The organism is Pseudomonas sp. PA-6-3C, assembly GCF_021605825.1.
GTDB lineage: Bacteria > Pseudomonadota > Gammaproteobacteria > Pseudomonadales > Pseudomonadaceae > Aquipseudomonas > Aquipseudomonas edaphica.
The window spans coordinates 84,169-97,684 of the sequence record NZ_WKDV01000004.1 but is presented as its reverse complement, the minus strand read 5'-3'; the positions used below and the strand labels follow the sequence as shown (position 1 = coordinate 97,684).

The window sequence follows — 13,516 nt, the reverse complement described above, 5'->3', positions numbered from 1 at the left end:
TCCGGGGATACGAATCTTATAGTTGCGAGCTGATCAAATAGGAATCAGTTGCATTGGCTATAACGAGACGAACCGCCGGTTACTATCGAGTAAAAATAATTCTCATTTAGTTCAAGATGACCAGCGCCGGGTACTCCGAGAGCTTGGCCGAGGTGATGTGCGCCAGAGAGCGCACCACATCCAGCGGTTGGTCGAGGCGGTAATTGCCGGTGACGGCCACGCTTGCGAGCTGGTCGTTGGTGTTGACGATCCAGCCGGGGTAATAGCGACGCAACTCGGCGAGCACTTCGCTCATCGGGCAGTTTTCGAATACCAGGCGGCCCTGGACCCACGCCAAGTCTTTACTCGCATCCAGTTTGGCCGGTTGGCCGAAGCCTTTGGGGCCGATGCGGATACTCTCTCCGGCGCTCAAGCGCACGCGGGCATCGTCAAAGGTGTTGCTCAAGTCCACATCGCCGCGCTGCACCTGCACCTGGGCTTCGCCATTGAGGTAGCGCACGGCGAAGTCGGTGTCGCGCACGCTGGCGCGCACGGGGCCGGCGTCAATCTCCAGCGGCAGGCCACGGCTGGGCGCCACCTCAAAGAAAGCTTCGCCCTGGAACAGTCGGGCGACGCGCTGGTGGTCCTTGATGCTGCTGGAAAACGCCGAATTGGTGTTCAGTAACACTTTGGAGCCGTCATCCAATTGCAGGCGCTGGCGTTCACCGACCACGGTGAGGTGGTCGGCCTGCAGTCGCACGGGCAGGTTGCTGAAGCTGAACAGACCGATCAGCAGCACAGCGGCGGTGGCCAGGGGTTTCCAATGCGGCTTGATACGCCGCCACGCGCTGGGTTTGCGCGGCACTGCCAAGGCCACGGCGGCGCTGCGAACCGGCGCGCCGCCCCAGGCGGCCTGGGCCTTGCTGAAGGCGAGCAGGTGCGCCGGGTCGCTGGCCAGCCAGGCATCGAACTCGGCTTGCTGCCCGGGTTGCGGGCATTGCAAGGCAATCAGCCAATCGAGGGCTTGGTCCATGGCCGTGTCTTGCAGCACCTCATGAGCCAGCTCATGGGGGCGCAGCTTATTCGGGTCCGTCACGGTGTTCCTCGGGTCTTCGCCACGTTCTATTCATCGTTCCTACAGCCTGGGTCGACACCTCTGTCGGGTGAAGCTTAAGGCTGATCCAGCCGTTCGGCCACTCCTACACAGATAGCCATGATCAATTTCAGTTCCTTTTGCACCGTGCTCAAGGACACTTGCAACTGATCGGCAATCTCCTGGTAGCTGCAACCGTGCAGGCGGCTGAGGATGAAAATCTGCTGCTGGCGCGCGCTCAACTGGCCGAGGCTGACGCTCAGGTGTTCGAGCAATTGCTCGGCCTGGGTGGCGTCCTCGGGCGTGCTGATCGGCGCGGCGACGCTCTGCAGTACGTCCAGCGGCACATCTTCTTGCAGTGTGCGGGCCTGGATGCGGCGCGAGCGCAGATGGTCCAGCGCCAGGTTGCGCGCGGTTTGATAGACGAAGGGTTCAAGGTGATCGATCGGCCGCTCGCTGAGCGCCCGCGTGACGCGCAGGTAGGTTTCCTGCAACAGGTCTTCGGCGGTGCTGTGGTTATTCACCATCCGCTGCAGAGTGCGTAGCAGAATCACCCGTTGGGTGAGAAAGACTTGGTTGAAGCGAGATTGGCTCACAGTGATACCAGACCGGTTTGCAGTTAATGATAATGCTTATCATCAACTCAAATGGCAAGTGGCACTTTGAGATGCTGCGTCGACTCCTGTGGGAGCTGGCTTGTGTGGGAGCTGGCTTGCCTGCGATGCAGGCGCCCTGGTCTTTCAGACAGACCGCAGTGATGCTATCGCAGGCAAGCCAGCTCCCACACAAGCCAGTCCACACAATGGAATAACCGGGTCGGTTTACTCGGCGTTGCACAGTGCCAGGCAGTTATCCAGCATACGGTTGGAGAAGCCCCATTCGTTGTCATACCACGCCAGCACTTTGAGCAACTTGCCACTGACCTTGGTGTGATTGGCATCGAAAATCGACGACAGCGGGTTATGGTTAAAGTCGCTCGAAACCAGCGGCAGGGTGTTGTAGCCGAGGATTTTCGAATGCTGGCTGGCTTCTTTCAGCAGTGCGTTGACTTGCTCGGCCGTGGCTTCTTTTTTCAGCGTCACGGTGAGGTCCACCAGCGACACGTTGATCACCGGCACACGCACGGCCATGCCGGTCAGCTTGCCTGCCAGTTCCGGCAGTACCAGGCCGACCGCTTCAGCGGCGCCGGTCTTGCTCGGGATCATGTTCTGGGTGGCCGAACGCGCGCGGTACGGGTCGGTGTGGTACACGTCGGTGAGGTTCTGGTCATTGGTGTAAGCGTGAATGGTGGTCATCAGGCCGCTTTCGATGCCCAGCTCGCGATGCAGCACCTGAGCCACAGGTGCCAGGCAGTTGGTGGTGCACGACGCGTTGGAGATGATCTGGTGCGATTGACGCAAAATGTCATGGTTTACCCCGTAAACCACGGTGGCGTCCGCGCCTTTGGCCGGGGCCGAGATGATCACCTTGCGGGCGCCGGCGGTAATATGAGCGGCAGCCTTGTCGCGGTCGGTGAACAGACCGGTGCATTCGAACACTACGTCGATCTTGTGCGCAGCCCATGGCAGGTCGGCCGGGTTGCGAATGGCACTGACGGCAATCCGGTCACCATTGACGGTCAGGCTTTCCTGATCGTGGGCGACCTCTGCGTCGAAAGTGCCGTGCACGGTGTCGTATTTGAGCAGGTGGGCATTGATCGAGCTGTCGCCCAGATCATTGATGGCGACGATCTGCAAATCCTGGCGGTAGCCTTGGGTATACAGTGCGCGCAGGACATTACGGCCGATACGGCCAAAACCATTGATTGCGATACGAAGAGTCATTGGAAAGTGCCTGTCGTCGATTTGTTGTAAGAATTACAAGATTATTCGCATAAAAATAGAAAACAAGCCTTTTTAGTGGCAATATTTTGTTCAATCTACAACGAGTGACCTGAATCAACTGGTCCGATGATTCAAACGACACCCTGCCATCCCATGAGCTGCGGGCGTTTGATCAGCATAGACTCTCAGGTCGCCACATCCGTTAGCCTGGAGTTCTATACATGCATCCCCGCGTTCTTGAGGTCACCGAACGGCTTATCGCCCGCAGTCGTGCAACCCGCGAGGCTTACCTTGCGCTCATTCGTGGCGCGGCCAGCGACGGCCCGATGCGCGGCAAGCTGCAATGCGCCAACTTTGCCCACGGCGTGGCGGGTTGCGGCACTGAAGATAAAAATAGTCTGCGCATGATGAATGCCGCCAACGTGGCAATTGTTTCGTCATATAACGACATGCTCTCGGCGCACCAGCCGTACGAACATTTCCCGGAACAGATCAAGAAAGCCCTGCGCGAAGTCGGCTCGGTCGGCCAGTTCGCCGGTGGCACGCCCGCCATGTGCGACGGCGTGACCCAAGGCGAGCCTGGCATGGAGCTAAGCTTGCTCAGCCGCGAAGTCATCGCCATGTCGACGGCGGTAGCGCTGTCCCACAACATGTTCGATGCCGCGCTGATGCTGGGCATCTGCGACAAGATTGTGCCGGGCCTGATGATGGGGGCGCTGCGCTACGGCCACCTGCCGATGATCTTCGTGCCGGGCGGCCCTATGCCATCGGGCATCTCCAACAAGCAGAAAGCCGACGTGCGCCAGCGTTATGCCGAAGGCAAGGCTACCCGTGAGGAACTGCTGGAATCGGAGATGAAGTCCTACCACAGCCCCGGCACCTGCACCTTTTACGGCACCGCCAACACCAACCAGTTGTTGATGGAAGTGATGGGCCTGCACCTGCCGGGCGCTTCGTTCGTCAACCCGTACACGCCGCTGCGTGACGCGCTGACCCGTGAGGCCGCGCACCAGGTCACGCGCCTGACCAAAGCCAGTGGCGACTTCACGCCGATTGGCGAGATCGTCGACGAGAAGTCCATCGTCAACTCCATCGTCGCCCTAAACGCTACGGGCGGTTCTACCAACCACACCCTGCACATGCCGGCTATCGCCATGTCGGCGGGCATCATCCTCACCTGGCAGGACATGGCCGACCTCTCCGAAGTGGTGCCGACCCTGTCCCACGTTTATCCAAACGGCAAGGCCGACATCAACCACTTCCAGGCAGCGGGCGGCATGTCGTTCCTGATCCGCGAACTGCTCGAAGCCGGCTTGCTCCATGAGGATGTGAACACCGTGGCGGGCAAGGGCTTGAGCCGTTACACCCAGGAACCGTTCCTGGTCGACGGCGAGCTGATCTGGCGCGACGGCCCGATCGAAAGCCTCGACGAAACCATCCTGCGCCCCGTAGCCCGTGCGTTCTCGCCGGAAGGCGGCTTGCGCGTGATGGAAGGCAACCTCGGGCGTGGTGTGATGAAGGTTTCGGCCGTGGCGCCGGAGCATCAGATCGTCGAAGCACCGGCCGTGGTGTTCCAGGATCAGCAGGATCTGGCCGATGCATTCAAGGCCGGCCAGCTGGAAAAAGACTTTGTCGCGGTGATGCGCTTCCAGGGGCCGCGCTCCAACGGTATGCCGGAACTGCACAAGATGACACCGTTCCTCGGTGTGTTGCAGGACCGTGGCTTCAAAGTTGCGTTGGTAACAGACGGGCGTATGTCTGGCGCGTCGGGTAAGATCCCCGCCGCGATTCACGTCAACCCCGAAGCCCAGAGCGGCGGGCCGCTGGCGCGGGTCAAGGATGGCGATATCATTCGCGTCGATGGCGTGAAGGGCACCCTGGAGCTTAAGGTGAACGCCGAAGAATTTGCAGCGCGCACGCCTGCCACGGGCCTGTTGGGCAACAACGTGGGGGCCGGTCGCGAGCTGTTTGCATTTATGCGCTTGGCCGCAAGCTCCGCAGAGCAGGGCGCCAGCGCCTTTACCTCTGCCTTGGAGACGCTTAAGTGAAGCTTGCGCTGGTCGGTGACATTGGTGGTACCAACGCCCGTTTTGCGTTGTGGCGGGATCAGGAGCTGCATTCGATCCGCGTGCATGCCACGGCGGACCACCACAGCCCTGAGGAAGCCATCAAGGTTTACCTCAAGGAGGAAGGCCTGGAAATCGGGGACATCGGCGCGGTGTGCCTGTCAGTCGCGGGGCCGGTGAGTGGCGATGAATTTAAATTCACCAACAATCACTGGCGGCTGAGCAAAACTGCGTTTTGCAAAACCCTGCAGGTCGATGAGCTGCTGCTGGTCAATGACTTCACGGCCATGGCCCTGGGCATGACGCGGCTCAAACCCGATGAATTCCGTGTGGTCTGCCAAGGCACGCCGGAGCCGTTACGCCCAGCCGTGGTGATCGGCCCGGGCACTGGCCTGGGTGTGGGCACCTTGCTGGATTTGGGCGAAGGCCGTTACGCGGCGTTGCCAGGGGAGGGTGGCCATGTCGACCTGCCGCTGAGCAGCCCGCGTGAAACCCAGTTGTGGCAGCACATTCACAGCGAGATCGGGCATGTGAGCGCCGAGACCGCGCTGAGCGGCGGCGGCCTGCCCCGTGTGTACCGCGCCATTTGTGCGGTCGACGGGCACACGCCGGTGCTGGACACGCCCGAAGCCATCACGGCAGCGGGCCTGGCCGGCGACCCGGTGGCCATGGAAGTGTTGAACCAGTTCAGCATCTGGCTGGGCCGTGTGGCCGGTAACAACGTGCTGACCACCGGTGGGCGTGGTGGTGTGTACATCGTGGGCGGGGTGATTCCGAGGTTTGCCGACTTCTTTATCAACAGCGGTTTTGCCAAGAGTTTCAGCGACAAAGGCTGCATGAGCGACTATTTCAAAGGCATTCCGGTGTGGTTGGTGACGGCGCCGTATTCCGGGTTGACCGGGGCCGGTGTTGCGCTTGAGCAGGCTTTTGCGTAGGGGCTGATGGCCTCATCGCAGGCAAGCCAGCTCCCACAGTTGACCGGGTTCCAACCTTGGAATGCAGTCAACTGTGGGAGCTGGCTTGCCTGCGATAGGGCCTCAAACGCAACAAATGATTTAAGCTTGGCCATAACAACAAGGAGGACCCCGTGAGCGTAATCAGTAAATCGATTCTCCTCGTCGACGACGATCAGGAAATCCGCGAATTGCTGCAGACCTACCTCAGTCGCGCCGGCTTCCAGGTACGTGGCGTACCGGATGGCGCGGGGTTCCGCCAGGCGATGAACGAGGCGCCGTGCGACCTGGTCATCCTCGATGTGATGTTGCCGGACGAAGACGGTTTCAGCCTTTGCCGCTGGATTCGCCAGCACCCGCGCCAGGCGCAGGTGCCGATCATCATGCTGACCGCAAGTTCCGATGAAGCCGACCGTGTGATCGGCCTGGAGCTGGGGGCCGACGACTACATCGGCAAACCCTTCAGCCCGCGCGAGCTGCAAGCGCGGATCAAAGCATTGTTGCGTCGCGCCCAGTTTGGCCAGGAGCGCACGGGTGGCGGCGACGTTCTGGTGTTCGATGAGTGGCGCCTGGACATGATCAGCCATCGCCTGTTTCACGTGGACGGCGAAGAGGTAATCCTCTCCGGCGCCGACTTTGCCTTGCTCAAGTTGTTTCTTGATCACCCCCAACAGATTCTCGACCGCGACACCATTGGCAACGCCACCCGTGGCCGCGACCTGATGCCGTTGGACCGTATCGTCGACATGGCCGTCAGCCGCCTGCGCCAACGCCTGCGCGATACCGAAAAACCTCCAAGGCTGATCCGCACCGTGCGTGGCAGCGGTTATCAACTGGCAGCCAGCGTGGTTGCCGGCAATGCCCACTGAGCCGCTGACCGAGCGCCGCCGGCGTTTTCCGGTGCCGCGTTCGCTGCTTGGGCGCATGTTGCTGCTGACCTTGCTTGTGGTGCTGTTTGCCCAGGCGCTGTCCAGCGTGATCTGGGTTTCGCAACTGCGCGCCACCCAGCTCGAAGGCCTGGTGACCAGTGCGCGCAGCCTGGCGCATTCGATGACGGCCAGCGTGAGTTACTTCCGCTCGCTGCCGGTTGCCTACCGCCCGTTGGTGCTCGACCAACTGCGCAGCATGGGCGGCACGCGGTTTGTGGTGACCCTCAACGACCGCCCATTGGACATGCAGATTCTGCCGCAGACCCCGCGCAAGCAGGCGGTGCTGCAAGCCGTGGACGAAGTGCTGCGCCAGACCCTGGGCAGCGACGTGCATATCTCGGTGGAGTTCGTCAGCGCCGAGGACCTGCGTATTTTCAACGCGGGCCTCAAACTCGATGAACTGCCGCGTTCCTGGGCGCATTATGCCCTGACCCTGGAGCCGGTGAACCCGCCGGTGCTGGTCACGCAAATCCAGCTGGCACCCGGCGAATGGCTGTACATCGCCTCGCTGCTGCCCGAGCCGTACACCAGTTTGGAAGAACAAGGCCTGCCGTCGCAGCAAGTGTGGTTTATCGTGCTGACCAGCGGTTTCCTGTTGCTGTTTATCGGCCTGCTGGTGCACTGGCAAAGCCGGCCGCTCAAGCGCCTGGCCCGTGCAGCGCGGGACATGTCCCTGGGCGCCGATGTGGAACCGGTGGCCGAAGGCGGTGGCAGCGAAGTGGTGGAAGTGGGCCGTGCGTTTAACGCCATGCGCGAGCGCATCAGCCGTTACCTCACCGAGCGCAGCCAACTGTTCAGCGCAATTTCCCACGATTTGCGCACGCCGATCACGCGTCTGCGCTTGCGCGTGGAGTTGCTGGAAGACGAAAACCTGCAAGCCAAATTCGGTCGTGACCTGGATGAGTTGGAGTTGCTGGTCAAGGGGGCACTGCAATGCGTCAAAGACACCGACATCCACGAGAACATCGAGCCGGTCGACCTTAACCACGTGCTTGATTGCCTGGTGGAACCGTACCTGGCGCCGAACGGTAACGGCCGTATCACCCAGCACGGACGGGCGCTGACCCCTTATCCGGGCAAACCGCTGGCGCTCAAGCGCTGCATCGGCAACCTGATCGACAATGCCTTGAAGTACGGGCAGAACGCGCATTTGCATATCGAGGACGATGGCGTGGAGTTCATCCTGCATGTGGATGACGAAGGCCCGGGCGTGCCGGAGCAGCGTTTGGAACAGGTCTTCGAACCGCACTTTCGCCTGGCTGGCCAGCAGCAAGGTTATGGCTTGGGTCTGGGCATCGCGCGCAACATTGCCCACAGCCATGGTGGGGAAGTGAGTTTGCAGAATTTGCGCGAAGGCGGGTTGCGGGTGACCTTACAACTGCCGCGAACCCTGGACTAATGTGGGAGCTGGCTTGCCTGCGATGCAGGCACCCTGTTCTTTCAGTCAGACCGCGGTGATGCTATCGCAGGCAAGCCAGCTCCCACACAAGCCCGCTCCCACATTTTGATCCCGGTTGAGTCAGATACTTTGGCGCAGCCGGGCCAAATCCCGCAGCGGCGGTGCCCCGAACAACCGGCTGTATTCCCGGCTGAACTGCGACGGGCTCTCATACCCTACCCGATACCCCGCTGCCGACGCCTCCAGCCCTTCGGCAATCATCAATCGCCGCGCTTCCTGCAACCGTAACTGCTTCTGGTATTGCAGCGGACTCATCGCCGTAATCGCCTTGAAGCGATGGTGCAAGGTCGAAACACTGAGGTTCACTTCCCTGGCCAGGTCATCAATGCGCAGCGGTTGTTCGAAGTTCCCGTTCAACCATTTGATGGCCTGACTCACGCGATGGCTCTGACTGTTGGCCACGGCGATTTCATACAGCCGATAACCCTGCGGGCCACGTAACAACCGATAGAGAATCTCGCGATTGATGAGTGGCGCGAGCATGGCGATGTCTTTCGGTGTGTCCAGCAGGCGCGCCAGGCGCAACACGGCGTCGAGCAGTTGGTTGTCGATGCGGTCAACGTACATGCCACGCGATGTCGGCCTGGAGGGCACGCCCATCGGGCCTGCCTCGGCGATCAATGCGGTGAGCTGGGCCGGGTCGATATTGATGCGCACCGACAGGTTGGGGTCTTGCGGTGTGGCGTCGATGATCCGCCCGGCGACCGGCATCGCCACCGAAAACACCAGATAATTGAGCGGGTCGTAGGCAAAGATCTCGTCGGCCAGGCGCACTTCCTTGCTGCCGCTGGCCAGAATGCACAGGGCGGGTTCGACCAGCACCGGCATGAAATCGCGCGGGGTGTTGTGGCGGTTCAGATACAGCGAGGTAATTGCCGTGCCGTAGGAGCCATCTTCCCAGGTATGACGGTGAACAATGCTGGCCAGCTCGGCGCGTTGTTTTTCCATCTCGGCATCGAGGGGCATTGGCTTGGTTTCGGGCGACGACATGGAGCGTCCTCTACTGACTGCTTTGATGGGCCCAGCTTAGCGGCGGCTTTTCAAAAGGTGTTACTTCGATTCTGCACAATCCTTGCCTGATCCTGCGATAAGGCGTGAATCAGGCAAGTGCAGGGCCTGTCATGTGCCTGAAACACTGAGTGTGCGGTTGGAATAAATCCCTGGGGCCAGACGTCTTATCTACGCTTCTCGCAGGATTGTGCAATAAGCCTGCAGGAATCGACTAACTGCGCCCATCTTCGCGCCGCTATCTTTGATCCTGTGGCAACACGCCCTCACAGTGCTTGCCGAGCATCACTTCTCAACGGGAGAGTCGAACATGTCCACCCCCATTCCCGCGAGCCATATGGCCTTTATCCGTGCCCGTACCGGGTGCAGCACCGAACTCGGTGCACGCTTGAGCAGTTTGATCGAACCGGGCCGTCAGGCTCAGGGTTGCCTGCAATTCTCGTTGCAGCATTCCCAGGTCGATCCCGATGTATGGCTGGTCTCGGGCTTCTGGAGCAGCGAGCAGGCGATGAGTGCCTACTTCAGTTCCCCTGCCTTGATGCTCTTTACTGAGCTGTTGAACGACATGGTAGTGCGCAGCATGGACTTCCAGACCTTCACCGACGCATCCGCCGCCCATGCTTACGGTGAGTACCTGCAATTGGCCGGTTAGCGGTTAGAATGGCCGACTTTTCATTGGCCAGGACCTGCAACATGGCACGTAAACAATTTGCCCATCACGAAGCCGTTTCTGCATTAGTGCGTGAAGAAGAGGGTGGCTACAGCGCCGCCGTCGCCGTCAAGGCACTCGATGGCATGGGCGCCCCGCAGTTTCACAAGATCCTGGCTGGCCAGACCTTCAAGACCGCCTCCGACGCCGACGATGCAGCGACGCTGCAACTTGAATGTCTGGTTGATGTGGACGAAGACGGTCAGTTGACTTGGGCAACGGCCGCAAGCTGAAGCCGAACACTTTATATCGCTCAACAGAAATCAAATGTGGGAGCCGGGCTTGCCCGCGATAGCGGTTTGCCAGCCAACTCATCAGGTGGCTGACAAACCGCTATCGCAGGCAAGCCCGGCTCCCACAGGGTTCTGTTGTGTGTGTTGGGCAGTGAATCAGCGCGGGCGATACATCTTGAACAACGCCTCCGGTCCCAACTGGAAATAATCCGCCGGGCCACCGCCGCGCAAAATCGGCTCAGCGGCCGCCGTGTCGTAAACCCCATCCTTGAGCAGCCACTTGGCAATGTGCACGGCAACCACCTCACCGAGCACCAGCCAGCTAGGCACCAACCCCTTGTCGGCACGCTGCAGTTGAATGATCTGCGTCACCTTGCATTCAAACGACACCGGGCTTTCGCCCACCCGTGGCACCGCGACGATTTTCGAGGCCACCGGCGTCAGGCCGGATAACTCGAATTCATTCACGTCCGGTGATACGGCCGCGCAACTCTGGTTCATCTGCTCGGCCAGCGGGCGGGTGGCCAGGTTCCAGACAAATTCGCCGGTCTGTTCGATGTTGTTCAGGCTGTCTTTGCGCCCGACACTGGAAAACCCAATGATCGGCGGGATGTAGTTGAACGCGTTGAAGAAACTGTAGGGCGCCAGGTTCAGGCGGCCCTCGCCATCGTGTGACGAGATCCAGCCAATCGGCCGTGGCCCGACGATGGCATTGAACGGATCATGGGGCAGGCCGTGGCCGTTGGCGGGTTCGTAGAAATGGATATCGTCGGACATGGGCCAGGGTTCCTGCTGCGCGTTGGAGGAGGCCGTCATAGTGCAATCCAGAGCGATGAATTTCCATCGCGCGTATGGAATTTTCATTGATTGCCCACCTATTTTTCACAGCCCCGCGTTCAGTCTGCGCGCCAGGTCGGCACCCCTTTAAGTCGGCTGATTGAAAGACTGAGCTTCGGAGCCTTCTCGCACATGAACAAACTTCCTCAGATCACCCTGGCGTTCTGGGTCATGAAAATCTGCGCAACGACCCTGGGCGAAACCGCCGGGGATTTGCTCTCGATGACCCTTAACGTCGGCTACGCCATCAGCTCGATGATCCTGATCAGCGTGTTTCTCGTCACGCTGCTGACACAGCTCTGGTCGAAAACCTACAACCCGGTGCTGTACTGGATCGTGATCCTGTCCACCAGCACGGCCGGCACCACCATGTCGGACTTTATGGACCGCACGTTGGGCCTGGGCTATGCGGCAGGGTCGATGATCCTGATCGTGATCCTGATGATCATCTTTGCACTGTGGCGCTTGAGCGGCGACTCGCTGAACGTGAACAAGGTCCAGACCTTTCGCGGCGAGCTGTTTTACTGGATGGCGATTCTGTTTTCCAACACCTTGGGCACCGCGTTGGGCGACTTCCTGGCGGACGATTCGGGGTTGGGCTTTGCCGGTGGCGCCTTGCTGATCGGCTCGGCGATTGCGCTGGTGGTCGCACTCAAATACTTCACACAGATATCGTCAGTGCTGCTGTTCTGGGTGGCATTTGTGCTGACCCGCCCGTTTGGTGCGACCCTGGGCGATTTTCTGACCAAACCCTCTGAAAAGGGCGGGCTGGATTTCGGCACCGTTGGCTCATCGGCGGTGCTGGCGGCAGTGCTGGTGGTGATGATTGCCGGGGCGGCATATGCGCAGCGTCGGTATGGGCGTAGCGCAATAGCGGACGTTTCCTGAAACCAAATGTGGGAGCGGGCAAGCCAGCTCCCACATTTTTTACCGCGCTAAACCCTTAGTCGGTGGTGATACGCGAGTGTTTACGGGTGTCTTTCATGGTCACGTAAACCACCAGCGACACCGCGATACACGCGGTCACATACCAGTAGTAACCCGTCTCCATGCCGATGTTCTTGAACCACAGCGCAATCACTTCAGCCGTACCGCCGAAGATCGACACGGTCAGCGCATACGGCAGGCCCACGCCCAGCGCACGGATCTCGGTTGGGAACAGTTCAGCTTTCACCACCGCGTTGATCGAGGTATAGCCGCTGACGATGATCAGCGCCGCCATGATCAGGAAAAACGCACCCCACCAGCTTTGGATAGTGTGCAGGGTGGTGAGGATCGGTACGGTGAACAGCGTGCCGAGGATGCCGAAGGCGATCAGGATCGGCCGGCGGCCAACCTTGTCCGACAGCCCGCCAACCAGCGGTTGCAGGCACATGAACAGGAACAGTGTGGCGGCCGAAATGGTGGTGGAGTCGGAGATGCTCATGCCGACCGTGTTCACCAGGTATTTCTGCATGTAGGTGGTGTAGGTGTAGAAGGCCAGGGTGCCGCCCATGGTCAGGCCGACCACGGTCATCACTTCCTTGGGGTGACGCATCAAGGTGCGCATTGCGCTTTCCTTGGCTTTTTCCTTTTTGGTGAACGACTCGGTTTCTTCCATGCCACGACGCAGGAACAACGCGACCACTGCGCACAGCGCGCCGATGGCGAACGGGATGCGCCAGCCCCAGGCATACAGCTGCTCGGTGGTCAGGGTTTGTTGCAACACGATCAACACGGCAAGGGCGATGAGCTGGCCGGAGATCAGGGTCACGTACTGGAAGCTGGAGAAGAAACCGCGACGCTCCTTGGTCGCCATCTCACTCAGGTAAGTGGCCGAGGTGCCGTACTCGCCACCGACCGACAGGCCCTGAAGCAAACGTGCAAACACCAGCAGGATCGGCGCGCCGATACCGATGGTGTCGTAGCCCGGCGTCAGCGCGATCAGCAGCGAGCCGAAGCACATCAGCAATACCGAGAACATCAGCGCAGCCTTGCGCCCTTTGTAGTCGGCATACAGGCCCATCAGCCAGCCACCGATCGGGCGCATGATAAAGCCCACGGCAAAGATGGCAGCGGTGTTCATCAACTGAGCGGTGGAGTCACCGGCGGGGAAGAAGGTCTTTGCGAAGTACAGCGAGAAAGCGGCGTAGACGTACCAGTCGTACCATTCGACCATATTGCCGACGGAGCCACTGAAGATCGATTTGATACGGCTGGTAGTGGTGCGCTCTTTAGCCGGCGCAGCCGCCGACCCCAGAGGCAGGGCGTTGGAGTTATCCATTGAAGGATCCTTCATCTAGTTGTTTTTATGGAGCCGCACGAACGCAGCCTGGTTTGGGCTATAGCAGGAGCTGTGCCAAACAGATGAAGGCCCGGAATAGAAGGGTTACAAGATTTTTTTGAGCGGAAAGTCGCTGATGATTATTGGGTGGTGAGCGGAAATCC

13 protein-coding genes are annotated in these 13,516 nt (G+C 60.1%); 7 read left to right on the top strand and 6 right to left on the bottom strand.

Annotated elements, in window-relative coordinates; translation table 11 throughout:
* Positions 1-106 precede the first annotated feature (106 nt).
* The 3 genes from GIW48_RS04745 to gap form a co-directional block, all read right to left on the bottom strand.
* Positions 107-1,075, bottom strand: coding sequence for a FecR domain-containing protein (locus tag GIW48_RS04745; protein ID WP_017139765.1), 969 nt, complete (start codon positions 1,073-1,075; stop codon positions 107-109).
* A gap of 74 nt (positions 1,076-1,149) precedes the next feature.
* On the bottom strand, positions 1,150-1,668 hold the full coding sequence (locus GIW48_RS04740; RefSeq protein WP_056858662.1) for an RNA polymerase sigma factor: 519 nt from the start codon (positions 1,666-1,668) through the stop codon (positions 1,150-1,152).
* A 225-nt stretch (positions 1,669-1,893) separates the two neighbouring features.
* Positions 1,894-2,895, bottom strand: coding sequence for a type I glyceraldehyde-3-phosphate dehydrogenase (gap, locus tag GIW48_RS04735; protein WP_017139767.1), 1,002 nt, complete (start codon positions 2,893-2,895; stop codon positions 1,894-1,896).
* Positions 2,896-3,116: 221 nt separating this feature from the next.
* Here gap and edd point away from each other — a divergent pair, with 221 nt between their 5' ends.
* From edd to GIW48_RS04715, 4 genes are all read left to right on the top strand, one after another.
* Positions 3,117-4,943 (top strand): phosphogluconate dehydratase, encoded by a 1,827-nt coding sequence (gene edd / locus GIW48_RS04730; protein WP_017139768.1) that lies wholly within the window; start codon positions 3,117-3,119, stop codon positions 4,941-4,943.
* On the top strand, positions 4,940-5,896 hold the full coding sequence (locus tag GIW48_RS04725; protein WP_099485537.1) for a glucokinase: 957 nt from the start codon (positions 4,940-4,942) through the stop codon (positions 5,894-5,896). Before edd ends, GIW48_RS04725 begins: the two co-directional genes overlap by 4 nt.
* Before the next feature lie 152 nt (positions 5,897-6,048).
* Complete coding sequence (locus GIW48_RS04720; protein ID WP_017139770.1) at positions 6,049-6,783, top strand: response regulator; 735 nt, start codon at positions 6,049-6,051, stop codon at positions 6,781-6,783.
* A 31-nt stretch (positions 6,784-6,814) separates the two neighbouring features.
* On the top strand, positions 6,815-8,242 hold the full coding sequence (locus GIW48_RS04715; RefSeq protein WP_198431518.1) for an ATP-binding protein: 1,428 nt from the start codon (positions 6,815-6,817) through the stop codon (positions 8,240-8,242).
* A 120-nt stretch (positions 8,243-8,362) separates the two neighbouring features.
* Here the strand turns inward: GIW48_RS04715 and GIW48_RS04710 are convergent, their stop codons facing one another.
* A complete protein-coding gene (locus GIW48_RS04710; protein WP_017139772.1) occupies positions 8,363-9,292 on the bottom strand; it encodes an AraC family transcriptional regulator in 930 nt (309 codons plus the stop codon).
* A 328-nt stretch (positions 9,293-9,620) separates the two neighbouring features.
* On the opposite strand from GIW48_RS04710, the gene GIW48_RS04705 reads away from it, so the two are divergent.
* Both GIW48_RS04705 and GIW48_RS04700 read left to right on the top strand, forming a co-directional pair.
* Complete coding sequence (locus GIW48_RS04705) at positions 9,621-9,962, top strand: antibiotic biosynthesis monooxygenase family protein (protein ID WP_017139773.1); 342 nt, start codon at positions 9,621-9,623, stop codon at positions 9,960-9,962.
* 8 nt (positions 9,963-9,970) lie between these two features.
* On the top strand, positions 9,971-10,252 hold the full coding sequence (locus tag GIW48_RS04700; RefSeq protein ID WP_017139774.1) for a hypothetical protein: 282 nt from the start codon (positions 9,971-9,973) through the stop codon (positions 10,250-10,252).
* Positions 10,253-10,408: 156 nt separating this feature from the next.
* On the opposite strand, the gene GIW48_RS04695 is transcribed toward GIW48_RS04700, so the two are convergent.
* Entirely contained in the window at positions 10,409-11,029 is a 621-nt protein-coding gene (locus tag GIW48_RS04695; RefSeq protein WP_099549418.1) for a flavin reductase family protein, read from the bottom strand.
* 192 nt (positions 11,030-11,221) lie between these two features.
* Between GIW48_RS04695 and GIW48_RS04690 the strand changes: the two genes are divergently transcribed.
* The gene (locus tag GIW48_RS04690; RefSeq protein WP_099549376.1) at positions 11,222-11,977 is read left to right on the top strand and encodes a COG4705 family protein; all 756 of its coding nucleotides are present in this window, start codon (positions 11,222-11,224) and stop codon (positions 11,975-11,977) included.
* Positions 11,978-12,032: 55 nt separating this feature from the next.
* Here GIW48_RS04690 and GIW48_RS04685 read toward each other — a convergent pair whose 3' ends face one another.
* Positions 12,033-13,352, bottom strand: coding sequence for an MFS transporter (locus GIW48_RS04685; protein WP_017139777.1), 1,320 nt, complete (start codon positions 13,350-13,352; stop codon positions 12,033-12,035).
* Positions 13,353-13,516: the final 164 nt, after the last annotated feature.